We start from the raw sequence: 25,651 nt of genomic DNA on the forward strand, positions 1-25,651 counted from the left end.
CGCCGGGACCGGGGTCACGGCTGCGGGCCGGTCCAGTCCAGACAGACCACCACGGCGTCGTCCACCAGGTCACCGGCGACGAACGCGCGCAGGTCGCCGATCAGCGAGCGGACGGCGTCCAGCGGCTCCATCCGGCCGGTCCGGCGCAGGAACCGGTCCAGCGCGGTCTCGCCGTACCGGAGGTTCTGCCCGGTGGCGTCGATCACGCCGTCGCTGACCACGAAGAGCCGGTCGCCGCGGCGCAGCTCGAGGTGTTGCTCCCGGTAGTCGGTCGCCTCGAACATGCCGAGCGGGAACTGCTCCTCCAGCGGCTGCTCGGTCACCTCGCCGTCGCGCAGCAGCACCAGCCGGGGCGAGCCGGCGTCGACCACGGTCAGCACCCCGGTGCGCAGCTCCAGCTGCATCAGCAGGGCGGCCAGGTGCTGGCTGCCCCGGTGTACGTCGTAGACGGCCTGGTCGGCCAGGGCGGCCTGGTCGGCCAGGCTCAGCCCGGCCCGCCGGGCGTTGCGCAGCGCGTGGGTGGCGAGCGTGGTGAGCATTGCCGCCTCGATGCCCTCGCCGGAGCCGTTGATGGTGGAGAGCCAGAGTCGGTCGCCGTCGTCGGCCCAGTCGAAGCTGTCCCCGCGCACCGCGTACGCCGGCTCCAGTTGACCGGCCAGCCGGAACGCGGGGCGGGTGCGGCTGCGCCCGGGCAGCAGCTCCCACTGCATTTCGGCGGCGAGGGTGAGTCGCCGACTGCGTCGGGCGGTCCGGTAGACGTCCGTGCCGGCGGAGACGGCCGCCAGCTCGTGGGCCAGCGCGGTGGCGATCTCGGCCAGCCCGGCCAGCGCCGCCGGGTCGTCCGGCACCGGGGTGACCCGGAGCACTCCGCGCCGCTCCCCGCGCATCGAGACCGGCAGGTAGCCCACCTGCTCGGCGACGATCGGCGCCTGGTGGTCGAAGCAGCGCCAGGCCGGATGCCCCGGCGAGGTGACCGGCTCGCCGTCGTGCAGCGGCAGCAGCGCGGAGAGCCGGTAGTCGACCTGGAACAGCTCGGTGCCGGTCACGCCGTACGACCCGGCCAGCACGGCGGCGACCCGGTCCACCAGCAGGTCGGCCGGGGACTCGATGAGCGCGCGCCGGGCCTGGTCGACGGTTTCGCTCATCGTCGCTCCAATCACAAGCCCAAAGACCAGCAGAGGCGGAGTAGTCTCGGGCCCACCATGGCGGAACTGCACGGTCCACCGGGACCCGACACGAGTATGGCTGCCGAACTGGACGCGGCGGCGGGTGCCCTGCTGACCGTATGGGAGGCGGCGCGGGAACGCACGACCAGCCGGATCTCCGGTGCCCAGTTGCGCGCCGTGATGGTGGTCGAGCAGCAGGACGGGATCAACCTGCGCCGGCTGGCCACCGGCCTGGACATGCTGCTCTCCTCGGCGAGCCGGCTCTGCGACCGGCTGGTCGCCGCCGGGCTGCTGGAGCGCGAACCGGGCCGGTTCGACCGCCGGGAGATCTCGCTGCACCTCACCCCGGAGGCCCGCCGGCTCCTCGCCGAGCTGCGGGACGACCGCCGCCAGCAACTCGCCGCGATCCTGGCCGACATGACCCCCGCGGGTCGGCAGGCGCTGCTGGACGGGATGCGGGAGTTCGACGAGGCGGCCCGCCGGCGGGAGGTCCGCTCCGTCGAGCCGGTCGGCCCCTGGTCGCCCGAGGCCGCCGCGGCGGAGCGCTCGCTCGGGGTGCCGCCCGAGTGGCCGGGCGACCAGTCGGTGGCCCGCACGGCCTGACCGGCCGGCCGCCGCCGGTCCGCCCACCGCGGCCAGCCGGCTCACCGGCCTGCCGACTCCCGCCACCGGCCGACCGGCCCCGATGCCGGCCGCCGGGCCCCACCCCGGCCCGCCGGCTGGAATTCGTCCCGGAGATCAGCCTTCCGCCGCCGCTACGGCGAGCATCGCGATGTCGTCCTGGCTCTGCCCGGCCAGCCAGTCGTCAACCAGCCGGAGCAGCCGGTCGACCAGCGCCGTCGGGGGCAGGCCGGCCGCTTCGCCGAGCGCCTGGCGCAACCGCCGCTCGCCGAACAGCTCGGCGCCCGCCGGCCCGCCGCGGGCCCCGGTCACCCCGTCGGTGTAGGCGAGCAACAGCTCACCCGGGGCGAGCCGGACCTCGGCGTCGGCGAACCCGGCCGCCGTCAGCGCGCCCACCGGCATCCCGCCGACCCGGACCCGGCCGACCGTGCCGTCGGCCCGCACCACCAGCGGATCCGGGTGCCCGCCACCGGCCACCCGGAGTCGGACGCTCCCGTCCGGCTCGGCCTCCACGGTGCCGAGCAGCAGGGTGGTGAACTGGCTGCGCGGGGTGGGCTGCGGGGTGTCCAGCAGCGCGCGGTCGAGCAGCCGGATCAGCTCCAGCGGCCGCCGCTCCACCAGCCGCAGCGTCTGCAGCGACTGGCGGACCCGCCCGGTGAGCACGGCCGCGCCGACGCCCCGGCCGCAGACGTCGCCGAGGGCGAACAACGCGCCCTGCCCGATCCGCGAGACGTCGTAGAAGTCACCGCCGATCCGCAGCCGGTCGCCGGCCGCGCGGTAGCCACCGGCGAGGGCGACACCGGGCACCGTGGGCAGTTTCGGCGGGAGCAGGCTCTGTTCCAGCACCCGGGCCAGGTGGGCCTGTTCGCCGTAGAGCTCGGCGGCGCCGACGGCGGCCCCGGCCCGGGCCGCGTACTCCCGGGCCAGCTCGGCGTCCCGCCGATCGAAACCGTCCCGGCCGGCGCGGCGCAGCAGGACCAGCGCACCGGCCGGGCGGCCCGTGCCGGGCATCGAGCAGACCAGCACCGGGCCGGGTCGGGCGAACTCGGGCGGGAGCACGGCGGCCAGCGCGGCCGGCTCGGCGTCCCGCCACGGGTCCGGGTCGGCGTCACCGCGCAGCGCTGCGCTCAGGCCCGGCAGCCCCGCCGGCACCGGGCCTTCCGTGGGCGCCGGGTCGCCGTCGGCGTACCGGATCCAGCACGGCCGTTGGTCGGCCGGGGAGGGCGGGCGGTACAGCACCAGGGCCAGGTCGGCCAGGTAGGGCACGGGCAGGGTGGCGGCGGTGTGCAGCGTCTGGTCGCGGTGCAGGGACAGCCCGAGGCGGCTGCCGGCCTGGGCCAGGAAACCGGTCCGGGTGCGTTCGGCGTGCAGCGCGTCGACGCGTGCCGACTCCTCGGTGACGTCCCGCACGTACCAGGCGCACCGGCCGCCGGTCAGGGTGCGCCGGGTGCCGCGCAGCCGCCGCCCGTGGTGCGTCGCGTCGAAGCCGTCCGTCCCGCTCCGGGCGGCTGCGGCCAGCGCCGGCACCGCGCAGCGGGTCAGGTCGGTGCCGGGGGTGACCTCGGGCAGCAGGTCGGCGGCGAGCGCGTTGGCCAGCGTGACCACCTGGTCCGCGCCGGTGGTCAGCACCGCCTCGGCCAGCCCGTCGAGCAGCTCGCGGGCGAGTCGGGGGTCGGCCGGGAGCCGGCCGCCGCGGCGTCGCCCGGCGGCGGTGGGCGGCGCCCCGGCGCCGACGTCCGGTCGGGTCGTGGTCACCGCCGGTCGCCGGGCGCTCCGGCCTGTCGACCTGTGGTCATGCTGGTCGGGCACTCCTCGGCTGGGGGTTGCTGCCTGCGGCAAGCGTACCGAGGCGGGCGGCGGGGCGCCCGGGGCGGCGGTGCGGGGTCAGCTCGCCCGGGCCAGCCAGCCGCCGGGGCGGGCGACGATCCGGCGGACCACCGATCCGGCGGCGCCGACCGCCGCGGCGGTCGCACCGAGGGTCGCCGGCCGGACGGTGACCGGTGACCAGGCGGCGGTCAGCACCCGCGCGGAGATCTCGGCGAGCACCGGCGGGCACAGCCAGCGGGCCAGCGGGGCGTAGCCGCCACCGAGCACCACCGTGTCCAGGTCCAGCAGGTTCACCACGGCGGCGACCGCCACGCCGAGGGCGGTGCCCGCGTCGTGCAGGGCGCGCAGGGCGGCCGGGTCGCCGGCCCCGGCCAGCTCCGCCAGCCGGGCCGCGGCGCTGTCCGCCGGCAGGTCCGCCCCGGCCAGCCCGGCCGCCGCCAGGACGGCCTCCTGGCCGGCGTACCGCTCCAGGCAGCCGCGGCCGCCGCACCGGCACGGCCGGCCCTCGGGGCGGACCGGGATGTGCCCGATCTCGCCGCTCCAGCCGCGCGCGCCACGGAAGAGGTCGCCGTCCAGCACGATCCCGGCGCCGATGCCGACCTCGCCGGAGATGTGCAGGAAGCTGGCCGGCCCGGGTGGCCCGGCGTGCAGTTCGCCCAGCGCGGCGAGGTTGGCCTCGTTGTCGACCACCAGGGGCGGCACCCCGTCGATCCGTTCGGTCAGCGGCGGGTGCCCGGCGAGCAGCGCGGGGACCGGCACGTCCCGCCAGCCGAGGTTGGGCGCGAGGCGGACCAGCCCGGCGTCGTCGACCAGGCCGGGCACGGCGAGGGCCGCGCCGGCCAGGGTGAGCCCCTGGTTGGCCGCGTCGGCGCGGGCCTGGGCGGCCAATTCGACCAGCCGGGCGAGGGTCTCGGCGGGGGAGACCGGCCGCAGGTCGGCCCGGCGCACCGTGTGGTGCCGGACCCGACCGCCGAGGTCGACCACGCAGGCGGCCAGGTAGTCGACGTTGATCTCCAGGCCGAGCCCGGCCGGGCCGTCGTCGGCGAGCACCAGGCCGCGGGCGGGCCGGCCGGCCCCGGTACGCGGCGTCGGCTCCGCCTCGGCGACCAGCCGCCCGGTGACCAGGTCCTCCACGACGGCGGAGACGGTGGCCCGGGTCAGCCCGGTCTCGGCGGCCAGCTCGGCCCGGGACGGGGGGCGCTCGGCGGCGGCGATCCGGCCCAGCACCACGGCGAGGTTCAGCTCGCGCAGGCTGCCCTGCCGGACCGCCCCGGCGGTGGTGTCGGGTCGGCGCACCCCTTGACACTGCCACAGGTGCGGCATTTAATTCAACCACTGAACAAATAGCGGACGACACCCCCGGAGGTCTCCCATGGCACCCCGTCCCACCCCCGCCGACAAGTTCTCCTTCGGCCTCTGGACGGTGGGTTGGCCGGCCCGCGACCCGTTCGGCGACGCCACCCGCCCGGCGCTCGACCCGGTCGAGGCGGTGCACCGGCTCGCCGAGCTCGGCGCGTACGGGATCACCTTCCACGACGACGACCTGGTGCCGTTCGGCGCCGACGCGGCCACCCGCGACCAGCACATCGCCCGGTTCCGCAAGGCCCTCGACGAGACCGGCCTGGTGGTGCCGATGGTGACCACCAACCTCTTCAACCACCCGGTCTTCAAGGACGGCGGCTTCACCAGCAACGACCGCGACGTCCGGCGCTACGCGCTGCGCAAGGTGCTGCGCAACGTCGACCTCGCCGCCGAACTCGGCGCCAGGACGTTCGTCATGTGGGGTGGCCGCGAGGGCTCCGAGTACGACGTGGCCAAGGACGTCCGGGCCGCGCTGGACCGCTACCGCGAGGCGGTCGACCTGCTCACCCAGTACGTGCTCGACCGCGGCTACGACCTGCGGTTCGCGCTGGAGCCCAAGCCGAACGAGCCGCGCGGCGACATCCTGCTGCCCACCGTGGGGCACGCGCTCGCCTTCATCTCCACCCTGGCCCACCCGGAGCTGGTCGGCCTCAACCCCGAGGTGGGGCACGAGCAGATGGCCGGGCTGAACTTCGTCCACGGCATCGCCCAGGCGCTCTGGCAGGGCAAGCTGTTCCACATCGACCTCAACGGTCAGCGCGGCGTCAAGTACGACCAGGACCTGGTCTTCGGCCACGGCGACCTGCTCAACGCGTTCGCCCTGGTCGACCTGCTGGAGAACGGCGGCCCGGGCGGTGCGCCCGCCTACGAGGGCCCCCGGCACTTCGACTACAAGCCGTCGCGCACCGAGGACTTCACCGGCGTCTGGGCCTCGGCCGCCGCCAACATGCGCACCTACCTGCTGCTCAAGGAGCGGGCCGCGGCGTTCCGCGCCGACCCGGAGGTAACCGAGGCGCTGGCCGCCGCGAAGGTGGGCGAGCTGAGCACGCCGACGCTCGCCCCCGGCGAGACGTACGCCGACCTGCTGGCCGACCGGTCCGCCTTCGAGGAGCTGGACGTCGACGCGGTGGCGGCCCGGGGCTTCGGCTTCGTCCGGCTCAACCAGCTCGCCGTCGAGCACCTGCTCGGCGCCCGCTGAGGCGGCCGGCGGTGACCCTCGTCGCCGGGGTGGACTCCTCCACCCAGTCCTGCAAGGTGGTCGTCCGGGACGCGGCGACCGGCGCGCTGCTGCGGCAGGGCCGGGCGCCGCACCCGGACGGCACCGAGGTCGACCCCGAGGCCTGGTGGCGGGCCCTGGGCGCGGCCGTCGAGGCGGCCGGCGGGCTGGCCGACGTCGCTGCCGTCTCGGTCGCCGGGCAGCAGCACGGCATGGTCGCTCTCGACGAGGCGGGCCGGACGGTCCGGCCGGCGCTGCTGTGGAACGACACCCGCTCCGCCGGGGCCGCCGCCGACCTGGTCGAGGAGGCCGGCGGCGGCGAGGCCGGCGGGCGGTTCTGGGCGGACGCGGTGGGCAGCGTGCCGGTGGCCAGCTTCACCGTCACCAAGTTGCGCTGGCTGGCCCGGCACGAGCCGGCGCAGGCGGCCCAGGTGTCGGCGGTCTGCCTGCCGCACGACTGGCTGACCTGGCGGCTGGCCGGCGCGGCCGGGTTGGCCGCCCTGCGCACCGACCGGGGCGACGCCAGCGGCACCGGCTACTGGTCGCCGGCGACCGGTGAGTACCGGTTCGACCTGCTGGAGCGGGCCTTCGGCCGGCGGCTGCAGGTGCCGACGGTGCTCGGGCCGGCGGAACCGGCGGGCGTCCTGCACCCGGCGGCGTTCCGGGTGGCGCCGGCGATCTCGTCCGGCGAGCCGTCCGGGCTGCCGTGGCCGCCCGGGCCCGGGCAGGCGTGGACCGGCGACGGTCCGCTGCTCGGCCCCGGCACCGGGGACAATGCCGCGGCCGCGCTCGGCGTCGGGGCCGGTCCCGGCGACGTGGTGGTGTCAATCGGCACCTCCGGGACGGTGTTCAGCGTCGCCGACGCCCCGGCCGCCGACCCCACCGGGATCGTCGCCGGGTTCGCCGACGCCACCGGCCGCTACCTGCCGCTGGTCTGCACGCTCAACGCGGCCCGGGTGCTCGACGCCGCGGCGGCGATGCTCCGGGTCGGCCTGGACGAGCTCGCCGAGCTGGCACTGTCCGCCCCGGCCGGCGCCGACGGGCTGGTCATGGTCCCCTACCTGGAGGGCGAGCGGACCCCGAACCGGCCGACCGCCAGCGGCGCGGTACACGGATTGACCCTGCGCACCTCGACCCCGGCGCACCTGGCCCGGGCGGCCGTCGAGGGCATGCTCTGCGCCCTCGCCGACGGTCTGGACGCCATCGTGGCGCAGGGCGTGACCCCGCGTCGGGTGATCCTGGTGGGCGGTGGCGCCCGATCGGCCGCGGTGCGCCGGATCGCGCCGCAGGTCTTCGGCTGTCCCGTGGTGGTGCCCCCGCCCGGCGAGTACGTCGCCGACGGCGCGGCCCGCCAGGCCGCCTGGGTCGCCCTGGGCGGCGCGGCGGCGCCCGAGTGGGCGGTCGAGGGCATCGAGGAGTACGAGGCTGAGCCCGTCCCCGCCGTCCGGGAGCGGTACGCCGCCGCCCGGGAGCACGTCATCGAACGCTGACCCGCCGCCGCCGGACCGGGGGACCGCCCGCACCCGGTTCGGCGGCGGTCGGTAAACCGCTGTACGCGGGCTCCGGCGGCGAGCCTTCACCCGGTCGTGATCTGACCCTGGTTGGCTGCCGCACATGACCTTGACCAGGGGCGGCCCGGCGCGGGCCTGGGGCGGTACGGCCGCGCACCGGTTCTACAGCGTGGTGGTCTTCGTGCTGCTCGCCTCGCTGGACAACGTGGCGATCGGCCTGGTGCCCCCGCTGTACGGGTCGATCGCCGAGGCGTTCGACGTGCCGCAGCGGTCGCTCGGCCTGGTCACCGCGGTGAGCTTCCTGGTCAGCGCGGTGGCCGCGGTGGCCTGGGCGTACGTCGGCGACCGCAGCAACCGCAAGCCGCTGCTCATGGTCGGCACCCTGATCTGGGCGCTGGGCACCGCCGGCAGCGGGGTCGCCGGGAACTACCCGGCCTTCCTGGCCGCGCAACTGCTCGCCGCGGTCGGTCTCGGCGCGGTCGGTTCGGTCGGCTTCTCGGTGGTCACCGACCTGATCTCGCCCCGCCGCCGGGGACTGGTGATGAGCTTCTGGGGGCTGTCGCAGGGCGTCGGCACGCTGGCCGGCACGCTGGTCGGCGGGCTGCTCGGGGCCGCCGACTGGCGGCGGCCGTTCCTGTTGCTGACCGTGGTCGGGTTGGCCGCCACCGCGGCGTACCTGTTCACCTACGACATCCGGCGCGGCGAGAGCCAGCCGGAGTTGGCCGACGCGCTGGCCACCGGCGCCGAGTACGACTACCGGATCAGCCGGGCCGACCTGCCCCGGATCCTCGACCGGCGGACCAACCGCTGGCTGATCCTGCAGGGCCTCACCGCGCAGGCGGCGTTCGGGTCGCTGGTCTGGCTGCCGGTGCTCTTCCGCGAACGGGCCGAGGCGCAGGGCTACTCCGGCCCGACGGCGGTGGTGGTGGGCAGCGTCTTCGCCACCCTGTTCCAGCTCGGCGGGGTGCTCTCCATCGTCGGCGGGCTGGCCGGCGACGCGCTGCACCGGCGTACGCCCCGGGGCCGGGCCCTGGTCGCGGCGATCGGCATCCTCGCGGCGCTGCCGTTCTACCTGGTGCTCTTCTTCGTGCCGATCCGCATCGACGTGCCCGACGGCGCCGCTAACGGGGCGGTGGTGCAGGCGGTGCTGGGCAGCGTTTTCACCGAGCCGACCGTCGGGCTGAGCCTGCTCACCGCGGTGTTCGCGCTGGCTCTCACCTCGGCCAACTCGCCGAACTGGTTCGCGCTGATCGCCGACGTCAACCCGCCCGAGCACCGGGGCACCGTCTACAGCCTCGGCAACCTGGTCAACGGAGTGGGGCGGGCGGGCGGCAACTACCTGGTCGGCGTGGCCTTCCAAGGGCTGCGGGCGGCGTTCCCGCCGCCGCTGAACTACGCCGTCGGGCTTGCCGCGTTCCAGCTGTTCTTCATCCCGACCGGGATCATGTACTGGCTCGCGTCCCGCACCTCGCCGAAGGACATCGCCGAGGTGCACGACGTGCTGGCCGCCCGCGCCGAACGGCTCTGAGGACCACCGGCCGCCGGAGTCCGCGCCGCCGCCGGGTCGCCATGCTCGTGTCCGCGTCGCTGGCGGCCGGGGGTCGGCATGCCCTTTGGAGCTGATGTCGTCACCGACTCACTGTGGTGAATCGGCTACGACATCAGCTCCAAAGGCACACCGAGGCATTCGGCCACCGGCCGGCGCGGACCGGCCGCCCGGGCCCGGCCCGGGCGCGGCGCGGCCCGGGCCGGCCCGGGGCGTCGGTCAGCCGCGGACCCAGACCGTGACGTCGGTGGGCACGGCGCCGTCCTCGGTCAGCGGAGCGCTGGCCAGCAGCAGCTCGCCGCCGGCCGGCAGCGGCACCGGCGCGGCGCCGAAGTTGGTCAGCACGGTCAGCTCGCCGGTACGGAACGAGAGCACCTCGTCGCCGGAGGCGAGCCAGGTCAGCGGCCCCCGGCCCAGTCCGTGCGCGCGGCGCAGCCGCAGCGCCGAGCGGTACAGCTCGTAGGTGGAGCCGGTGACGCCGCGCTGGCGGTCCAGCGCGTACTCGGCCCAGGTCGGCGGCTGCGGCAGCCAACTGGCGTCGGTCGGCCCGAAGCCGTACGACGGGGCGTCGGCCTCCCACGGGATCGGCACCCGGCAGCCGTCCCGGCCGCGCTGGGTGTGGCCGCTGCGCTCCCAGGTCGGGTCCTGCCGGGCCTCGTCGGGCATGGTGGTGTGCTCCGGCAGCCCCAGCTCCTCGCCCTGGTAGAGGTACGCCGAGCCGGGCAGGGCGAGCATCAGCAGGGTGGCCGCCCGGGCCCGGCGCAGGCCGAGCGCGGCGTCCGGCTGCGGGTCGCCGATGCCGATGCCGTTCGGTCGGGGGTTGCCGACCGGCAGGCCGAGCCGGGAGGCGTGCCGCACCACGTCGTGGTTGGAGAGCACCCAGGTGGTCGGGGCGCCGACCGAGTCGGTGGCCTCCAGCGAGCGGGTGATCACCGCGTACTGGGCCGGCGCGGTCCAGGAGGCGAGCAGGTACTCGAAGTTGAACGCCTGGTGCATCTCGTCCGGGCGGACGTAGCGGGCCAGCCGCTCGGCGGGCTCGACCCAGGCCTCGGCGACCAGGATCCGCCCGCCCGGGTACCCGTCCAGCACCCGGCGCCAGTCCCGGTAGATCTCGTGCACGCCGTCCTGGTCCCACATCGGCGGGCGCGGCTTGTCGATCTCGTTGCCGGAGAGGATCTCCTGGGGCTCCTGCCAGTCCGCCAGGTCGGCCTGCTTGATCAGGCCGTGCGCCACGTCCACCCGGAAGCCGTCCACCCCGCGGTCCAGCCAGAACCGCAGCACGTCCAGGAACTCGGCGCGTACCTCCGGGTTGTCCCAGTTCAGGTCCGGCTGCCCGGTGTCGAACAGGTGCAGGTACCACTGGCCGGGGCGGCCGTCGGCCTCGGTGACCCGGGTCCAGGCCGGCCCGCCGAAGACGCTCTGCCAGTCGTTCGGCGGCCGGTCGCCGTCCGGGCCGAGGCCGTCGCGGAAGACGTACCGGTCGCGCTCGGGGCTGCCCGGCCCGGCCGCCAGCGCGGCGGAGAACCAGCGGTGCGCCGACGAGGTGTGGTTGGGCACCAGGTCGACGATCACCCGCAGCCCCCGGGCGTGCGCCTCGGCGATCAGCTTGTCCGCGTCGGCGAGCGTGCCGAAGAGCGGGTCCACGTCCCGGTAGTCGGCCACGTCGTACCCGGCGTCGGCCTGGGGCGACGGGTAGAACGGCGACAGCCAGAGCGCGTCCACGCCCAGCTCGACCAGGTGGTCGAGGCGGCCGGTGATGCCCGGCAGGTCGCCGATCCCGTCGCCGTCGGAGTCGGCGAAGGAGCGCGGGTAGACCTGGTAGATGACGGCCTCGGTCCACCAGCCGGGGGCGGACGATTCCTGCTGCGTCGGGTTGCTGTTCAGGGTCTTCTCCTGTGCGTCGAGCCGGTCGTCGGTGCGGTGGACGCCCGCCGGGGCGGGACGGCTGCCGTTCAGTGTGCCCGGGGTGGCGCGGTCGATTCGCGGACGACCAGCCGAGTGGGCAGGATCACCGGAATTCCCGGCGGGCCGTCGCCGGCCGGGGCGGCGAGCGGATCGAGGACCCGGCCGCCGAGCGGGTCGAGCAGCAGCCGGGCGGCGAGCCGGGCCTGCTCCGCCGCGGGCTGCGCGATCGTGGTCAACCCGAGCGCGCCGGCCAGGTCGTGGTCGTCGATGCCGACCACGCTCACGTCCTGCGGCACCCGCAGCCCGGCCTCGCGCAGCGCCGTCATCGCGCCCATCGCCATCTCGTCGCAGGCCGCGAAGATCGCCGTCGGCGGGTCGCCCCGGCGCAGCAGCTCCTCGGCGGCCCGGGTGCCGCCGTCGATGGTGAACTGCGACTCGACGTCCAGGCTCGGGTCCGGGTGCAGCCCGGCCGCCCGCAGTGCGTCCCGGTAGCCGCGGCGCCGGTCCAGGTGGGTGGTGAAGGCGAGTTCGTCGTCGGGGTCGCCGGAGATGTGCGCGATCCGGCGGTGGCCGAGGTCGAGCAGGTGCCGGGTGGCGGTCCGCGCGGCGGCCACGTCGTCGATGCGTACGCACGGCCAGCCGGGCACGCCGGTGCCGGAGCTGACGATCACCCCGGGCAGGTCCAGCGCCCCGAGAGCGGTCAGGTCGGCCGGTCGCAGCGGGGTGGCGACCAGCATGATCCCGTCCACCCGCTTGTGCAGGTTGGCCGTCCGCAGCACCCGCTGGCGGATCCGCTCCCGCCCGCCGAGGTTGTACAGCAGCAGGTCGTAGCCGGCCTGGTGGAGGAACTCCTCGACGGTCTCGACGATGACGCCGAAGAACCACCGGGTGATCCGGGGGACCACCACGGCGACGGTCCCGGTCCGGCCGCCGGCCAGCCGGGAGGCGCTGGGGGAGACCGCGTACTCCAGTTGCTCGGCGGCGGCCAGCACCCGGCGGCGGGTGGCCGCCGAGACCGTCGGCAGGCCCCGCAGCGCCCGCGAGACGGTGGCCGTGGAGACCCCGGCCAGCCGGGCGACGTCGTCGATCTTCGTCATGGTTCCGCGCTCCCCACCCACGCCCGCCGCCGCCGGTCACCCGGCGGCGGCGTGGCCGCGGGTCAGCCCTTGACGCTGCCGGCGAGCAGGCCTCGCACGAAGTAGCGCTGCAGGGAGAGGAAGACCAGCAGCGGTACGACGATCGAGACGAACGCGCCGGCGGTCAACCGCTGCCACTCGTTGCCCCGGGTGCCGGCCAGTTCCGCCAGCCGGACGGTGAGCGGGGCGGTCTCGTCGCCGCCGCCGGCGAAGATCAGCGCGACCAGCAGGTCGTTCCAGACCCAGAGGAACTGGAAGATGCCGAACGCGGCCAGCGCCGGGGCGACCAGCGGCAGGACGATGGTGCGGAAGATCTTCGGGTGGGTGGCCCCGTCGACCCGGGCCGCCTCCATCAGGTCCCGGGGCAGCTGCGAGATGAAGTTGTGCAGCAGGAACACGGCGAACGGGAGCGCGAAGCAGGTGTGCGCGAACCACACCTGGGCGAACTTCTGCGCGCCGTCGAGGTCCCAGGCCGGCAGCAGGGTGATCCCGGCCAGGGTCACCCCGTTGGAGAAGAAGCTGAGCAGCGGCACCAGGGCCATCTGCAGCGGCACGATCTGCATGGCGAAGATCGCGATGTAGACCCAGTCCCGGCCCCGGAAGTTGATCCACGCGAGCGCGTACGCGGCCAGGGCCGCGAAGGCGAGCGGGAACAGCACCGACGGGATGGTGATCGCCAGCGAGTTGATGAAGTAGCTGGCCAGCTGCCCGGACGACGAGGACCGCCCGAACAGCACCTCCTGGTAGTTCTCCAGGGTGAACTGGGGGTCGCTGAAGAAGGTCCACCAGCCGGTGGTCTTGATCTGGTCCTCTGGCCGGATCGAGGAGATGAACAGGCCGAAGGTCGGGATGGTCCAGACCAGCGCGATGACGATCGAGACCACGGTGGCCGTGCGGGTGTTCAGCCGCTTGCGCACCCGGGCGGCCCGGGTCGTCGGCTGGTCGGTCGCCTGCGTGCCCGTGGCGAGCGTGGGCGTGGTGGTGGTCATCTCAGCCCTCCCGCTGCTGACGCAGGTTGCGGATCTGGTAGATCACGATCGGGATGACCAGGACGAAGAGGAAGACCGCCAGTGCGGAGCCCTGCCCGTTCTGGCCGTACCGGAACGCCTGGTTGTACATCTCGTTGGCGATCACGCTGGTGTCGTAGTTGCCGTTGGTGGCGGTCCGGACGATGTCGAAGACCTTCAGGGTGGCGATGGAGAGGGTGACCACCACGACGATCAGCGCCGGCCGGATGCTCGGCAGGGTGATCTGCCAGAACATCTGCCAGGGGCTGACCCCGTCGAGGCGGGCGGCCTCCACGATGTCCGCCGGGATCGCCTTGATCGCGGCGGAGAGCACCACCATGGCGAAGCCGGCCTGGATCCACACCATGATCACGATCAGCAGCAGGGTGTTCAGCGGCGACTCGAGCAGCCACTGCTTCGGCTCGCCGCCCAGGCTGACCACGATCTGGTTGAGCAGGCCGATCTGCTCCTGCCCGTCGCCCCGGTAGGCGTAGACGAACTTCCAGATGATGCTGGCACCGACGAACGAGATCGCCATCGGCATGAAGATGAGCGACTTCGCCAGGGCCTCGAACCGGGCCTTGTCGACCATGACCGCGTAGAGCAGGCCGATCGAGGTGGCCACCAGGGGCACCAGGAGCACCCAGACCAGGGTGTTCAGCAGCACCCGGACGATCGAGTTCTCGGTGAACATCCACTCGTAGTTGCTCAGGCCGACCCAGTTCTGGCTGTTGCCGTCCATGAACGACAGCAGCGTGGTGCGGATGGCCGGGACGACCAGGCCGACGATGAGCAGCAGCACCGTCGGCAGCAGGAAGAAGAGCGCGAAGAGGCCCTCGCGGGGCTTGGTGCGCGCAGGGAGCGGGGCGCCGCTGGCCGAGGCGGCGATCAGCTGGGCATCGCGGCGCCGGGCGAACCAGGACGGCACCGCGTCGAGCAGCAGGAGCAGGCCGCCGACCACCGCGACGAAGGCGACCAGTCCCCAGAGCAACATCATCAGCTTCGGCGACTCGTCGGCGAAGTCGAAGTTCATCAACCCTCCCAGGGGGTGTCCGCGAAGCAGGCGGGCCGGCCCGCGGTCACGGGCCGGCCCACCGTCTCAGGTCACTTCGGCCAGTTGCTCTCGATGCCCTGGAGCACCGTCGCGGTGTCCTTGCCGTTCACCCAGTCGACCATGCCCTTCCAGAAGGTCCCGGCGCCGACCGCCGCCGGCATCAGGTCGGAACCGTCGAACCGGAAGACAGTGCTCTTGTCCTGGAGGATCTGGACGGAGAGCTTGTCGATCGGGTTGGCGACGTTGGCCAGGTCGAGCTTGTTGTTCGCCGACACCCAGTCGCCGATCTTGGCGCGGCTGTTCGCGTGCTCACCGGAGGCGAGGTAGGTCTGCACCGCCTGCACCTCGGGGCGGTCGGCGAAGGCCGCGACGAACTCGCCGCCGCCCAGCACCGGCTTGCCCTTCGCCGGGTCGATGGCCGGGAAGTAGAAGGCGAAGACGTCGCCGTCCTCGGCCACCTTGGTGCCCTCGGGCCACTGGTTGGCGTAGAACGACGCCTGCCGGTGCAGCGCGCACTTGCCGGTGGTGATCGGCACGCCGGCCTCCTGGAAGGAGGTGGTGGCGATGCTCTTCACCCCGCCGAAGCCGCCGTTGACGTACTTCTCGTTCTTGAGGATCTGACCGGCCCGGTCCAGCGCCTCGGCGACCTTCGGGTCGTTGAACGGGATGCCGTGGGTGGTCCACTGGTCGTAGACCTCGGGGGTCTGCGTCCGCAGCATCAGGTCTTCGATCCAGTCGGTGGCCGGCCAGCCGGTCGCGTCACCGGACTCGATGCCGGCGCACCACGGCTTGGTGCCGGTCGCGGCGATCGTGTCGCTGAGCTTGATCAGGTCATCCCAACTGGTCGGGACGGTCCAGCCCTTCTCCTTGAACGTCTTCGGCGAGTACCACACGAACGACTTGACGTTCGAGCCGAGCGGGGCGCCGTAGAAGGCGCCGTTGACGGTCGAGTACTTCAGCCAGTCGGCCGGGTAGTTCTGCTCGGCCATCGCCTTGGTGTCGGCGCCGGCCGGCTTCAGCTTGCCCTGGTCGACGAAGCGCTTCAGCAGCCCCGGCTGGGGGATGAAGGCCAGGTCGGGGGCGTTGCCACCGTCGACCCGGACGCCGAGCTGCGCCTCGAACTCACCGCTGCCCTCGTGGTCGATCTCGATCCCGGTGCACTCGGTGAACTGCTCCCAGGACTGCTCCAGGCGGTCGGCCTCGATGTCCCGGATCGACGAGTAGATCGAGACCTTCTTGCCCTCGTGGCCCTGGTACTTCTCGTATGCGGCACACTCCGCGGAGCCCGCGTTGCTGCTCTTGTCGTCGTCGCCGCCGGTGCCGCAGGCGGTGGCGCTGAGCGCCAGCCCCAGTACGCCGGCGATCGCGAAGGCCTGGCGTGGTCTGGCAAAGACCGCCATGCCGTCCTCCTTTCTTGCCGGCGCGGTCCACGAGCGTGACCCGGCGCCGGTCCGATGGGCGTCCCCACATGTAAGCGCTTGCATCTGGTCCGGTCCAGCCCTCGCCGGACACGACCGAGTAACAATCCGGAAACCCGCCCGCCGCCTGATGGGCACGCTCCCACCCTGCATTTTCACCCCTTTCGATCGATGGCGATTTCTGTCACGCTGAAGGCAGGTGATCGAAGGATTTCGACATAGGAGGTGCTGGATGGGTAAGCGGTGGTTCAGCCTGATCGCGGCAGGACTGCTCGTGGTGGGGGTCACACTCCCGGCGGCCCCGGCGATGGCCGCCCCGACGTTCAAGGTCCCGTTCCCCTGCGGGCAGACCTGGTCCGGGCAGACCCGCACCAACCACAGCCCCGCGTACGCGGTCGACTTCAACCGCACCGACGACCTCGGCGATCCGGTGGTGGCCAGCGCCCCCGGCACCGTCGACCGGGTCACCGATCTCGGCGGCACGAGCTACGGCAAGTACGTACGGATCAGCCACGCCGGCGGCTACCACACCTACTACGCCCACCTGAACGGCTTCAACGTCTCGGTCGGGCAGAGCGTCGGCTACGGCAAGGTGATCGGCTGGGTCGGCAGCACCGGCGGCTCGACCGGCCCGCACTTGCACTACGAGCAGCGGCTGAACGGCAGCGACATCCAGGTCCGGTTCAACGGCGCGCTGGCGCTGTACTGGGGGACCAAGAACTACACCAGCGACAACGGCTGCGGCAGCGCGACCGGCTCCGGCACCGTGAACACCAGCGGCACCCCGCTCACCGTGCGTTCCGGCCCGGGCACCGGCTACGCCGCGGTCGGCACCGTCGCTGACGGCGCCAACGTGACGATCTACTGCCAGACCAGCGGCACCAGCGTGACCGGCACCTACGGCACCAGCTCGATCTGGGACCGGATCGGCAGCGGGCGCTTCATCGCCGACGCCTACGTCTACACCGGCTACGACGGTTACATCCCGAACGTGCCACGCTGCTGACTGCGGCGGCGGGGCCCCGGCAACGCGGGGTCCCGCCGCTCAGCCGTTCAGCCGCCAGATGGCGAAGTTGAGCGCGCCGGCGAAGGTGACCCACGCCCAGTACGGCAGCAGCAGCACCGCCGCCAGCCGTCGGACCCGGTCGAACAGCACGACCGTCACCGCGATCGCCAGCCAGAGCAGCACCAGCTCGGCGAAGGCCAACCCGTACCTGCCGGCGCCGAAGAAGAGCGGGGTCCAGCTCGCGTTCAGCACCAGCTGCACGGTCCAGGCGACGAGCGCCGCGCCGAAGCCGACCCGCCGCCAGACCAGCCAGCCGGCCAGCGCGATCAGCGCGTAGAGGAGGGTCCAGACCGGGCCGAAGAGCCACGAGGGCGGGGCCCAGGCCGGCTGTTCGAGCGCCGCGTACTCCGCGCCGGTGCCCCGGACGCCCAACCCGCCGATCGCGGCCGCGACGAAGACCGCCGCGGCGAACCCGAGCAGGGCCCACCACTGCCGTGCGCCGTGCCGGTTGCGCTCGGATATCTCCATGGTCGAGATATCACCGCCGAACGAGGTCGGCAAACCTCCCGGACCGGGCCGGAACGCACGACGCCGGGGTCATCACGTCCGGGTGCTCCTGTCGGGAGGACGGAGCTCCGGCCGCGACGACCCCGGCGGGTCCGGGTGTGCGTACGGCGGCGAGGTCAATTGAAGATGCTGACCCCACCCGGGCCCACCAACAGCCCGACCACGATGAGGACGATGCCCCACAGGATCTGCCGGCGGAACAGCGCCAGGATGCCGGCGACCACGAGCACGACTGCGAGAATCCAGAGAATCAGCTCCATGACCGCTCCATACCCGAGGTTCCGATCCGGGAAACCTGGTGTTGATCGAGGTGGTCGCCCAGGTGGAAGACGCTGTAGGCCTGCTTGATCACCGGGTGGGCGACGTTGCGCACCCGGACCCCGCCCGGCGTGGTGCCGCGCTCGGTGCCGGCGTGCGCGTGCCCGTGCAGGGCGAGCGCGGTCGGCGCCGAGTCGATCGCCTGCCCCAGCTGGTACGCGCCCAGGAACGGGTAGATCTCCAGCGGCTCGCCGGCCAGCGTGTCCGGCACCGGCGCGTAGTGGGTGAGCGCCACCAGCAGGTCGCAGTCGAGCGAGTGCAGCGCCTCGGCCAGCCGGTCGGCGCTGTCGGTGGTGGTCCGTACGAACGCCTTCATCTCCGGCTCGCCGAAGTCGCTGGCGCACCGACCGGCGAACCCGCCGCCGAAGCCCTTGACCCCGGCGACGCCGAGCCGACCGCCGGCGCACTCCAGCACCACCCCGTTGCCCTCCAGCACGGTGATGCCGGCGTCCTCCAGCACCCGCACCACCTGCGGCACCTGGTCGCACTGGTGGTCGTGGTTGCCCAGCACGGTCACCACCGGCACGCCGAGCCCACCGAACTCCTGGGCCACGCAGCGCGCCTCCGACTCGGTCCCGTGCCGGGTCAGGTCCCCGGCGAGCAGCAGCGCGTCGGCGTGCTCGGGCAGCTCCTCCAGGGCCGGCCGGAACCGGCCGACCACGTCCTCGTCCAGATGCACGTCGCCCACGGCGGCGATCCGGATCACCATCGAACCTCCCTCAGGGCAGTTCCTCGATCTGGGTGGGCGCCTGCGCGCGGATCACCCCGATGTCGCTGGTGATCGGCTCGTCGGGAAAGCGCTCGGCCACCCGGCGCAGGATCTCCTCGCGCCGGTGCGGGCTCTCCACCTCGCCGGAGATCACGAGGGCGTGTTCCCGGCGGGTCACGGTGATGCCCTGCTCGGCCACGTCCGGGTCCTCGGTCAGCATCCGGTGGATCTCCGCTTCGACGTACGCGTCGGGTGGCCCGGCGCCGCGATGCACGGTCACGGTGTCCCCTTCCCCTCCGGGGTGCCGGAGTACGGCACCACGTCCAGCCGGTCGAGCAGCACCAGGAACGCCTCCGCGTACGGCGAGTGCTGCGTCTCCTTCCGTACCCGTTCCCAGTCGATCTGCTCCCGCAACGAGCGGGCCAGTGGCAGACCGCGGGCGAAATCGCAGTAGTGCTGGGAGAAGCTGAGCAGTTTGTGCACCATTAGCTGGGTGGCCGAGAGCACCGGCATGTGGATGGCGTCGACCGGCCGCACGACGGTGTCGGCGAAGGTCTCCTCGGTCACCGGGGTCTCGATCGGCCGGTGGATCAGGTCCACCATCCGCCCGTCGTCGTAGACCTTGACCAGCCAGTCCTCCGGCGGGCGCTCGGCGGTGAAGCCGGCCTCGACCAGCGCCTCCAGAGCGCGGTCGACGTCCTCGCCGCGGATCAGGAAGTCCACGTCGTGCTCGCTGGAGTGGCCGCCGTGCGCGTAGACCGCGAAGCTGCCGCCCAGGGCGAACGGGATCTCGGACTGCTTGAGCACGGCGGCGACCTTCTTCAGGGTGGTTACCAGGGTCTCGTCTCCGCGCTCGGCCATCTGGATCTCCCGTCGTCATGAGGTGGACAGGCGGTTGGGATCGAACTTCGATACCCGGCATTCCGGTCGCCCACACCTGGCCCGGTCCCGGGTGGGTGCCAACAGGGAGCATGCTGGACAAATCACCCGGCACCCGAGCGTGCGTCGGATAGCCTGTGTCGGGTGGCCAGATCAACGCGGACGCGGCGCGGCAAGGCCCGATTGCGCGCCGTCGCCCTGATCGGCATCGACGGTTCGGGCAAGACCACCCAGGCGCACCGCCTCGCCGACGCGCTCACCGCGGCCGGCCGCCCCGCCACCTACCACCGCAACGCCGGCGGCCGCCGCTGGCTCGGCCGGGTCGCCCAGCGGCTCGGCCGTCCGGACGCCCAACGACTCGTCGGGCGTAACGGCCTGCTCGCGGTGGAGTCCGTGCTGCGCTGGCTCGCCATCGCCACCGCCCTGCTCAGCCACCTGGTGACCGGCCGGGTCGCGGTGATGGACCGCTACTCCGCCTGCCAGTACGTCAGCATCCGGGCGCACGGCGGGCGCCGCTGGGAGCGGCTGGCCCGGGTCGGCTACCGGCTCTTCCCGGCGCCGCAGGTGACCTTCCTGCTGGCCGTCGACCCGGCCGAGGCGTACCGGCGGATCGAGCGGCGTGGCACCGACCACGAGAGCATCCGCTATCTCACCGCGGCCGACACCGCCTACCGGACGCTGCCCGAGTTCCCGACGTTCGTGCTGGTCGACGCCGGCCGGTCGGCGGAGGAGGTGTCCCGGCAGATCCAGGACCACCTGGCCGGCTGGCTGTCGGCTGCCGAGCCGCGGCCGGACGGCCCGCCGCCCGCCGGTCCGGCGACCCTGCCGGTCGACCGCACGCCGCCGGGGCGGCTGCCAGCGCGGGTCGTGCCCTAGGGCGCGGGCCTCCGTCGCCGGCCCGCGCTGCCCGGACGACGCCCGCGGCTCCCGGACGACGCCCCCGGCGTTCAGGCCCGGCCGTACACCGGGATGCTGGCGCCGCTGGTCGGCGCCGACTCGTCGGAGGCCAGGAACCGGATCACCCGGGCGATCTCGGCCGGGTCGACCCAGCGGGAGTGGTCGGCGTCGGGCTGGGCGGCCCGGTTGGCCGGAGTGTCGATGACGCTCGGCAGCACGGTGTTGCAACGCACCCCGGCGGACCGGTACTCGACGGCCACCGCGGCGGCGAAGGCGAGCACCGCGGCCTTGGCGGTGACGTAGCCGGCGGCCCCGGCGAACGGGGCGACCGCGGCCCGGGACGAGACGCAGACCACCGCGCCGCCGCCGGCCGACACCAGGTGCGGCAGGGCCGCCCGGGTGACCAGGTGGGTGGGGCGCAGGTTGACCGTCAGCATCCGCTCGAACTCGTCGACCGGCGTCTCGTGCACCTTGCCGCCGCCGGCGTACCCGCCGACCAGGTTGACCACCGCGCGCAGCGGCGCGGCCGGGTCGCCGGCGGCGGCCTCGACCGCGCGTTGCGCCCCGGCCGGTTCGGTCAGGTCGGCGACCACGCGGAGCGGCCCGTCCGCCGTCGTGGCCGGGCTCCTCCGCTGCGGTACGACCACCCGCCAGCCCGCCTCGACGAACGCGGCGGTGACCGCACCGCCGAGCCCACCCGTGCCTCCGGTCACCAGCACACTGCGATCCGCCATGCCGCCCACGCTAGCGGCGGTTCGGCGTGCAGTGGTCCCCGCCCGGGGGTCGACCGGCGACCGACCGGCAGGCCGGTCCGGCCCGGTGGGCCGAGGCGCCGGCCGTCCGGCGGTGGCACGCTGTCAAGTTGCTACGCAGTGGCACGCTGTCAAGCGGAGCGCGCCGATTGGCGGTACTTTCGCCAACACACGGAGTCATGGTTGACGCTCACGCCTCATGAAAGTAAGTTTCATCCGTGGCGAAGAGTCCGAAGATTTCTGCGAGTCACGAGCCGGGTGGGCTGATCGTCCACATCAGCGGCCTGCTCCCCTCGCTGTCCCCGGCCGAGCAGCGGGTCGCCCGGTTGGTCGTCGCCGACCCGGCCGACGCCGCCCGCCGGACGATCACCGACCTCGCCACCGCCGCCGAGACGTCCGAGGCGACCGTCATCCGGTTCTGCCGGTCGGTCGGCATGGACGGCTACCCCCAGTTGCGGATCCGGCTGGCCGCCGAGGCCGCCCGCCGGGTCGAGCCGCCGGACGCCCGGGTCGTCGGCGGCGACATCCCACCCGGCGCCGACCTCGCCCAGATCATCGCGACCATCGCGTTCAACGACGCCCGGGCCGTCGAGGAGACGGCCGAGCAGCTCGACCCGGCGGTCTGCGAGCAGGTCGTGGACGCGATCGTCAACGCCGGCCGGATCGACGTCTACGGCGCGGGCGCGAGCGGCTTCGTCGCCTCCGACTTCCAACAGAAGCTGCACCGGATCGGCCGCACCGCCTTCTACTTCCCGGACGTGCACACCGCGCTGACCTCGGCCGCGCTGCTCGGCCGGGGTGACGTCGCGGTCGGCATCTCGCACACCGGCACCACCTCCGACGTGGTGGAGGTGCTGGAGCAGGCGCGCGCCCGGGGCGCGGCGACGGTGGCCCTGACCAACTTCCCGCGCTCGCCGATCACCGAGGTCGCCGACTTCGTGCTCACCACGGCGGCCCGCGAGACCACCTACCGGTCCGGCGCCATGGCCAGCCGGCTGGCCCAGCTCACCGTGGTCGACTGTCTCTTCGTCGGGGTGGCGGCGCGCAACCGCGCCCGGGCCAGGAAGGCCCTCGAGGCGACCGCCGAGGCCGTCCAGTCGCACCGGGTGGGCTCGGGCCGGAGGCGGGCATGACGGCGGTGGAGCCGGACGAGCAGGCGCCTTCCATGGCGGCCGGGCCGGCGATCCGGGTCGGCGCGCCCACCGAAGGTCGCAACCCGCTCAGCATCGACCTCGACCTGATGTCGACCCGCGAGATGCTGTCGGTGATCAACGAGGCGGACCGGCGGGTGCCGGGCGCGGTCGCCGCCGTCCTCGACGAGATCGCCGAGACGGTCGACCTCGCGGCGACCGCCCTGCGCGGCGGGCACCGGGTGCACTACTTCGGCGCCGGCACGTCCGGCCGGCTGGGCGTGCTCGACGTCGCCGAACTCGCCCCGACCTTCAACTCCCCGCGCCACTGGTTCTGCGCCCACCTGGCCGGCGGCCCGGACGCCATGTGGCAGGCGGTGGAGAACGTCGAGGACGACGATCGGGCCGGCGCGGCCGAGGCGGCCGACTGCGTCCGTTCCGGTGACGTGGTGGTCGGCCTGGCCGCGAGCGGGCGCACCCCGTACGTCCTCGGGGCGCTCGCCGCGTCCCGGGCCGCCGGGGCCGCGACGGTGCTGGTCTGCGCGAACCCGGAGGCGGAGGCCGCCCGGTCGGTCGACGTCTTCATCGGCGTGGACACCGGCCCCGAGGTGATCACCGGGTCGACCCGGATGAAGGCGGGCACCGCGCAGAAGCTGGTGCTCAACACGTTCTCCACCGCTGTGATGGTGCGGCTGGGTCGGGTCTACTCGAACCTCATGATCGACATGGTGGCCACCAACGCGAAGCTGCGGGGTCGGATGATCTCGATCCTGGTCGAGGCGACCGGATGCGCGGAGGAGATCTGCCGGCGGGCCCTCGACGAGGCCGACGGCGACCTGAAGACCGCCCTGGTGTCGCTCGTCTCCGGCGCCGAGGTGTCGGTCGCCCGGGCCGCCCTGGCCCGCTCCGCCGACCAGGTACGCGGCGCGCTCGCCCTGCTCGCCTCCTGAACCGGCACGGGCCGGGTCACCCCGGACGCGCCGCCCGGGCGGCGCGGAACGTGTCGTCCGACACGTCCGGGACCGGCTTGCCGCACCGGGCATAACCGGAGGCCCCGGATTGTTCAACCTGCCGTGGGGTATCACCACGGGCGTGGATGAACCGACCCGGCGGCCCGCGCGTATGTGGCAGTGACCAGGATCGCAGCGCGGCGGTGACCCGGGTCGCTGTGCTCCCGGGACGGGCGGTGTTGCCATGGACCGGACGGACGGCGTCCGTCGATCCGTAACCCGTGTGTGGTGCCCACCGATGAGCAGCCCGACGGGGTGCTGACAGCAAACATGGACCGTGCTCTCAGCTGATTATCAGGCATTCGTGACACTTTCGACTCACGACATGGAATCCCCGACACGTCTCATCTGTTGTGTAGGTGTCAGCACCGGTGAGCACGGCGGAAGTTACGGGGGAGGGCTGATGGACGTGGGGACGGCAAGGAACCGGGTGGGGATGGCAAGGAACCGGGCAACCGGCGCGAGCGAGGGGACCGTGGGCAACGTGGACAAGAACATCGGCATGCGAACCGACGAGGTCGCCGAGGAGCGCGACCTGGTCGGCGTCTACCTGCACGAGATCTCCCGGACACCGCTGCTGGACGCCGCCAAGGAGGTCGATCTCTCCAAGGCGATCGAGGCCGGCCTCTACGCCGAGCACCTGCTCGCCGAGGACCGCGTCCCGGACGGAATCGGACGGGACGAGCTGGAGCGGCTGGTCGCCGAGGGTGAGCGGGCCAAGGACCTGTTCATCCGGGCGAACCTGCGCCTGGTGGTGTCGATCGCCCGACGCTATGTGCGGTCCGGGATGCCCATGCTGGACCTGATCCAGGAGGGCAACACCGGCCTCGTCCGGGCGGTCGAGAAGTTCGACTACGAGCGGGGCTACAAGTTCTCCACCTACGCGACCTGGTGGATCCGCCAGGCGATCAGCCGGGCGATCGCCCAGCAGGAGCGCACCGTGCGGCTGCCGGTGCACCTGGTCGAGGACGTCAACCGGATGCGCAACGTGGCCCGGCAGCTCACCCGTGAGCTGGGCAGCGACCCCGAGCCGGAGCAGATCGCGGCGGCCCTCGGGGTGACCGTCGAGCGGGTCAACGAGCTGGTCCGGTGGTCGCAGGACACCGTGTCGCTGGACACGCCGGTCGGCGACGACGGCGACACCAACCTCGGTGACCTGGTCGCCGACAGCGACGCCCCGTCGCCGGAGGAGATCGTCCTCACCGGCCTGGAGCGGCAGCGGATCGAGGGCCTGCTCAACCACCTCGACGACCGGTCGGCCGGCATCATGCGGGCCCGGTACGGGCTGGAGGACGGCCGGGAGCACTCGCTCACCGAGGTGGCCTCGCGGTTCTCGCTCTCCCGGGAGCGGATCCGCCAGCTGGAGATCCAGGCGCTCGGCCGGCTCCGCGAGCTGGCCCGCGCCGAGGGGCTGCAGGCGGCCTGAGCTGGTAGTAATGACGACAACGGCCGGCGTCCGATAGGGGGACGCCGGCCGTTCGTCGTGTCCGGGGCGCAACTGCCCGCGGAGCGCGCCGGGGCGCTGCTCGTCGGGGCGTGCCGAGGCGCTGCCCGTGGGGCGTGTCGAGCGCTGCCCGTGGGGCGGGCCGGGGCGCTGGTTGCGGACCCGTGGGTCAGCGGACCCGGCCGTAGCCCTGGATGGGCATCAGGTTCATGCCCCGCTTGAGCACGTTGCGACCGGCGCTGGGCGCGTCGATCACCTGCCCGCCGCCGACGTAGAGCGCCACGTGGCCGAGACCGCTGTAGAAGACGAGGTCGCCGGGGCGCAACTCGGCACGGCTGATCCGGGCCACCACGCCCCACTGCATCCGGGTGTTGTGCGGCAGTGACTTGCCGGCCGCCCGCCAGGCCGCCGAGGTGAGGCCGGAGCAGTCGTAGCCGTCCGGGCCGTCGGCGCCCCACCGGTACGGCTTGCCCAGCGCGCCGTAGGCGTAGCGGACCGCCGCGCCGGCCCGGCCGGAGACGGCGGGTGCGTCGTCGGCGCTGCCCGGCCGCGCGGCGGGCTGCTCGGTGGCCCGGCCGTACGCCTGGCGGCGCAGCTCGTAGAGGCGGGCCAGGTCCCGCTCGATGCGCTTCTTCCCGGCCGTCAGCTCCCGGGCCTGGGCCGCCTGCCGGCTGAGCGTGACGTCCAGTCGGGTCTTCTCGGCGACCAGCGCACGCTGGCTGGCGGCGAAGCCGGCGATCCGCTGCTGCCGCTGCCGGGTGAGCTGGTCGAGGGCGTCGAGCCGGTCCAGCAGGGTGCCGGCGGAGTCGGGCCGCAGCAGCGCGTCGGCGGTGCTCAGGTCGCCGCCGGTCTTGTACGCGGTCACCGCCAGCGCGCCGACGTCGGCCCGGCTCTGCTCGCTCTGCCGCTCCAGCGGCGCGATGCGCTCCTGCAGCCCGGCGACGGCCGCGCGGTTCTCCTTCATCTCCTCCCGGAGCTTGTTGTACGCCTCGACCACGTGCTCCAGCTCGGCCGAGGACTTCTCGATCCGCCGGGTCAGTTCCGCCGCGGACGGTTCGGCCCGGGCCACCGCGGCGGGCGCGAGCAGCGCGGCGGACAGCACCGTGACGGCCAGGCCGCGCAGCGTGTATCTGAGGGACGACAAGAGCGGAAGGCTCCTCTCCCACCGGC

Annotated in this window: 24 protein-coding genes; 9 read left to right on the forward strand and 15 right to left on the reverse strand. The window is 73.6% G+C overall.

Annotated elements, in window-relative coordinates:
* Positions 1-14 precede the first annotated feature (14 nt).
* Positions 15-1,145: a PP2C family protein-serine/threonine phosphatase gene (locus tag GA0070609_RS02240; protein WP_088992247.1), complete on the reverse strand. Its 1,131-nt coding sequence runs from the start codon at positions 1,143-1,145 to the stop codon at positions 15-17.
* A 96-nt stretch (positions 1,146-1,241) separates the two neighbouring features.
* On the opposite strand from GA0070609_RS02240, the gene GA0070609_RS02245 reads away from it, so the two are divergent.
* Entirely contained in the window at positions 1,242-1,769 is a 528-nt protein-coding gene (locus GA0070609_RS02245; protein ID WP_088992248.1) for a MarR family winged helix-turn-helix transcriptional regulator, read from the forward strand.
* 135 nt (positions 1,770-1,904) lie between these two features.
* Here the strand turns inward: GA0070609_RS02245 and GA0070609_RS02250 are convergent, their stop codons facing one another.
* Entirely contained in the window at positions 1,905-3,542 is a 1,638-nt protein-coding gene (locus GA0070609_RS02250) for a PP2C family protein-serine/threonine phosphatase (protein ID WP_172899276.1), read from the reverse strand.
* Between the two features lie 129 nt (positions 3,543-3,671).
* On the reverse strand, positions 3,672-4,937 hold the full coding sequence (locus GA0070609_RS02255) for an ROK family transcriptional regulator (RefSeq protein ID WP_088992249.1): 1,266 nt from the start codon (positions 4,935-4,937) through the stop codon (positions 3,672-3,674).
* Positions 4,938-4,986: 49 nt separating this feature from the next.
* On the opposite strand from GA0070609_RS02255, the gene xylA reads away from it, so the two are divergent.
* The 3 genes from xylA to GA0070609_RS02270 all read left to right on the forward strand — a co-directional run bounded on the left by xylA (position 4,987) and on the right by GA0070609_RS02270 (position 9,231).
* Entirely contained in the window at positions 4,987-6,174 is a 1,188-nt protein-coding gene (gene xylA, locus GA0070609_RS02260) for a xylose isomerase (protein WP_088992250.1), read from the forward strand.
* A gap of 11 nt (positions 6,175-6,185) precedes the next feature.
* Positions 6,186-7,682: a xylulokinase gene (locus GA0070609_RS02265; protein ID WP_088992251.1), complete on the forward strand. Its 1,497-nt coding sequence runs from the start codon at positions 6,186-6,188 to the stop codon at positions 7,680-7,682.
* 124 nt (positions 7,683-7,806) lie between these two features.
* Positions 7,807-9,231 (forward strand): MFS transporter, encoded by a 1,425-nt coding sequence (locus tag GA0070609_RS02270; RefSeq protein ID WP_088992252.1) that lies wholly within the window; start codon positions 7,807-7,809, stop codon positions 9,229-9,231.
* Between the two features lie 237 nt (positions 9,232-9,468).
* On the opposite strand, the gene GA0070609_RS02275 is transcribed toward GA0070609_RS02270, so the two are convergent.
* From GA0070609_RS02275 to GA0070609_RS02295, 5 genes are all read right to left on the reverse strand, one after another.
* Positions 9,469-11,133, reverse strand: a complete 1,665-nt coding sequence (locus GA0070609_RS02275) for a glycoside hydrolase family 13 protein (protein WP_088997438.1) — start codon at positions 11,131-11,133, stop codon at positions 9,469-9,471.
* 68 nt (positions 11,134-11,201) lie between these two features.
* Complete coding sequence (locus tag GA0070609_RS02280) at positions 11,202-12,251, reverse strand: LacI family DNA-binding transcriptional regulator (RefSeq protein ID WP_088992253.1); 1,050 nt, start codon at positions 12,249-12,251, stop codon at positions 11,202-11,204.
* A gap of 62 nt (positions 12,252-12,313) precedes the next feature.
* On the reverse strand, positions 12,314-13,279 hold the full coding sequence (locus GA0070609_RS02285) for a carbohydrate ABC transporter permease (RefSeq protein ID WP_088992254.1): 966 nt from the start codon (positions 13,277-13,279) through the stop codon (positions 12,314-12,316).
* A 1-nt stretch (position 13,280) separates the two neighbouring features.
* Positions 13,281-14,330 (reverse strand): carbohydrate ABC transporter permease, encoded by a 1,050-nt coding sequence (locus GA0070609_RS02290; protein ID WP_088992255.1) that lies wholly within the window; start codon positions 14,328-14,330, stop codon positions 13,281-13,283.
* A 71-nt stretch (positions 14,331-14,401) separates the two neighbouring features.
* Positions 14,402-15,751, reverse strand: a complete 1,350-nt coding sequence (locus tag GA0070609_RS02295; RefSeq protein ID WP_088992256.1) for an ABC transporter substrate-binding protein — start codon at positions 15,749-15,751, stop codon at positions 14,402-14,404.
* A 250-nt stretch (positions 15,752-16,001) separates the two neighbouring features.
* On the opposite strand from GA0070609_RS02295, the gene GA0070609_RS02300 reads away from it, so the two are divergent.
* Entirely contained in the window at positions 16,002-16,775 is a 774-nt protein-coding gene (locus tag GA0070609_RS02300; protein WP_088992257.1) for a M23 family metallopeptidase, read from the forward strand.
* Between the two features lie 39 nt (positions 16,776-16,814).
* On the opposite strand, the gene GA0070609_RS02305 is transcribed toward GA0070609_RS02300, so the two are convergent.
* The 5 genes from GA0070609_RS02305 to GA0070609_RS02320 form a co-directional block, all read right to left on the reverse strand.
* The gene (locus GA0070609_RS02305) at positions 16,815-17,303 is read right to left on the reverse strand and encodes a TspO/MBR family protein (RefSeq protein ID WP_088992258.1); all 489 of its coding nucleotides are present in this window, start codon (positions 17,301-17,303) and stop codon (positions 16,815-16,817) included.
* 155 nt (positions 17,304-17,458) lie between these two features.
* A complete protein-coding gene (locus GA0070609_RS33485; protein WP_007464364.1) occupies positions 17,459-17,602 on the reverse strand; it encodes a GPGG-motif small membrane protein in 144 nt (47 codons plus the stop codon).
* Positions 17,593-18,369, reverse strand: a complete 777-nt coding sequence (locus GA0070609_RS02310; RefSeq protein WP_088992259.1) for a metallophosphoesterase family protein — start codon at positions 18,367-18,369, stop codon at positions 17,593-17,595. Before GA0070609_RS02310 ends, GA0070609_RS33485 begins: the two co-directional genes overlap by 10 nt.
* A gap of 10 nt (positions 18,370-18,379) precedes the next feature.
* Positions 18,380-18,589: a hypothetical protein gene (locus GA0070609_RS02315; protein WP_231928829.1), complete on the reverse strand. Its 210-nt coding sequence runs from the start codon at positions 18,587-18,589 to the stop codon at positions 18,380-18,382.
* A 56-nt stretch (positions 18,590-18,645) separates the two neighbouring features.
* Positions 18,646-19,230 carry a nucleotidyltransferase gene (locus GA0070609_RS02320; protein ID WP_088992261.1) on the reverse strand — a complete coding sequence of 195 codons (585 nt, stop codon included), beginning with the start codon at positions 19,228-19,230 and terminating at the stop codon, positions 18,646-18,648.
* Positions 19,231-19,392: 162 nt separating this feature from the next.
* Between GA0070609_RS02320 and GA0070609_RS02325 the strand changes: the two genes are divergently transcribed.
* Positions 19,393-20,124: a dTMP kinase gene (locus tag GA0070609_RS02325; RefSeq protein WP_088992262.1), complete on the forward strand. Its 732-nt coding sequence runs from the start codon at positions 19,393-19,395 to the stop codon at positions 20,122-20,124.
* Between the two features lie 71 nt (positions 20,125-20,195).
* Here the strand turns inward: GA0070609_RS02325 and GA0070609_RS02330 are convergent, their stop codons facing one another.
* A complete protein-coding gene (locus GA0070609_RS02330) occupies positions 20,196-20,879 on the reverse strand; it encodes an SDR family NAD(P)-dependent oxidoreductase (protein WP_088997439.1) in 684 nt (227 codons plus the stop codon).
* 236 nt (positions 20,880-21,115) lie between these two features.
* On the opposite strand from GA0070609_RS02330, the gene GA0070609_RS02335 reads away from it, so the two are divergent.
* The 3 genes from GA0070609_RS02335 to GA0070609_RS02345 all read left to right on the forward strand — a co-directional run bounded on the left by GA0070609_RS02335 (position 21,116) and on the right by GA0070609_RS02345 (position 24,463).
* Positions 21,116-22,030: a MurR/RpiR family transcriptional regulator gene (locus tag GA0070609_RS02335; RefSeq protein ID WP_088992263.1), complete on the forward strand. Its 915-nt coding sequence runs from the start codon at positions 21,116-21,118 to the stop codon at positions 22,028-22,030.
* Positions 22,027-22,977 (forward strand): N-acetylmuramic acid 6-phosphate etherase, encoded by a 951-nt coding sequence (locus tag GA0070609_RS02340; RefSeq protein WP_088992264.1) that lies wholly within the window; start codon positions 22,027-22,029, stop codon positions 22,975-22,977. The genes GA0070609_RS02335 and GA0070609_RS02340 overlap by 4 nt, the downstream gene beginning before the upstream one ends.
* A 496-nt stretch (positions 22,978-23,473) precedes the next feature.
* A complete protein-coding gene (locus GA0070609_RS02345; protein WP_088992265.1) occupies positions 23,474-24,463 on the forward strand; it encodes a sigma-70 family RNA polymerase sigma factor in 990 nt (329 codons plus the stop codon).
* 187 nt (positions 24,464-24,650) lie between these two features.
* Here GA0070609_RS02345 and GA0070609_RS02350 read toward each other — a convergent pair whose 3' ends face one another.
* Positions 24,651-25,625 (reverse strand): C40 family peptidase, encoded by a 975-nt coding sequence (locus tag GA0070609_RS02350; RefSeq protein WP_088992266.1) that lies wholly within the window; start codon positions 25,623-25,625, stop codon positions 24,651-24,653.
* Positions 25,626-25,651: the final 26 nt, after the last annotated feature.

Source organism: Micromonospora echinaurantiaca (assembly GCF_900090235.1).
Taxonomy (GTDB): domain Bacteria; phylum Actinomycetota; class Actinomycetes; order Mycobacteriales; family Micromonosporaceae; genus Micromonospora; species Micromonospora echinaurantiaca.

Excerpts from the sequence above, each read along its gene's own strand:
- GA0070609_RS02240 (WP_088992247.1), bottom strand. The coding sequence starts at position 1,145 with ATGAGCGAAACCGTCGACCAGGCCCGGCGCGCGCTCATCGAGTCCCCG.
- GA0070609_RS02245 (WP_088992248.1), top strand. The coding sequence starts at position 1,242 with ATGGCTGCCGAACTGGACGCGGCGGCGGGTGCCCTGCTGACCGTATGG.
- GA0070609_RS02255 (WP_088992249.1), bottom strand. The coding sequence starts at position 4,937 with ATGCCGCACCTGTGGCAGTGTCAAGGGGTGCGCCGACCCGACACCACC.
- xylA (WP_088992250.1), top strand. The coding sequence starts at position 4,987 with ATGGCACCCCGTCCCACCCCCGCCGACAAGTTCTCCTTCGGCCTCTGG.
- GA0070609_RS02270 (WP_088992252.1), top strand. The coding sequence starts at position 7,807 with ATGACCTTGACCAGGGGCGGCCCGGCGCGGGCCTGGGGCGGTACGGCC.
- GA0070609_RS02280 (WP_088992253.1), bottom strand. The coding sequence starts at position 12,251 with ATGACGAAGATCGACGACGTCGCCCGGCTGGCCGGGGTCTCCACGGCC.
- GA0070609_RS02285 (WP_088992254.1), bottom strand. The coding sequence starts at position 13,279 with ATGACCACCACCACGCCCACGCTCGCCACGGGCACGCAGGCGACCGAC.
- GA0070609_RS02290 (WP_088992255.1), bottom strand. The coding sequence starts at position 14,330 with ATGAACTTCGACTTCGCCGACGAGTCGCCGAAGCTGATGATGTTGCTC.
- GA0070609_RS02295 (WP_088992256.1), bottom strand. The coding sequence starts at position 15,751 with ATGGCGGTCTTTGCCAGACCACGCCAGGCCTTCGCGATCGCCGGCGTA.
- GA0070609_RS02300 (WP_088992257.1), top strand. The coding sequence starts at position 16,002 with ATGGGTAAGCGGTGGTTCAGCCTGATCGCGGCAGGACTGCTCGTGGTG.
- GA0070609_RS02305 (WP_088992258.1), bottom strand. The coding sequence starts at position 17,303 with ATGGAGATATCCGAGCGCAACCGGCACGGCGCACGGCAGTGGTGGGCC.
- GA0070609_RS33485 (WP_007464364.1), bottom strand. The coding sequence starts at position 17,602 with ATGGAGCTGATTCTCTGGATTCTCGCAGTCGTGCTCGTGGTCGCCGGC.
- GA0070609_RS02310 (WP_088992259.1), bottom strand. The coding sequence starts at position 18,369 with ATGGTGATCCGGATCGCCGCCGTGGGCGACGTGCATCTGGACGAGGAC.
- GA0070609_RS02315 (WP_231928829.1), bottom strand. The coding sequence starts at position 18,589 with ATGCTGACCGAGGACCCGGACGTGGCCGAGCAGGGCATCACCGTGACC.
- GA0070609_RS02320 (WP_088992261.1), bottom strand. The coding sequence starts at position 19,230 with ATGGCCGAGCGCGGAGACGAGACCCTGGTAACCACCCTGAAGAAGGTC.
- GA0070609_RS02330 (WP_088997439.1), bottom strand. The coding sequence starts at position 20,879 with ATGGCGGATCGCAGTGTGCTGGTGACCGGAGGCACGGGTGGGCTCGGC.
- GA0070609_RS02340 (WP_088992264.1), top strand. The coding sequence starts at position 22,027 with ATGACGGCGGTGGAGCCGGACGAGCAGGCGCCTTCCATGGCGGCCGGG.
- GA0070609_RS02345 (WP_088992265.1), top strand. The coding sequence starts at position 23,474 with ATGGCAAGGAACCGGGCAACCGGCGCGAGCGAGGGGACCGTGGGCAAC.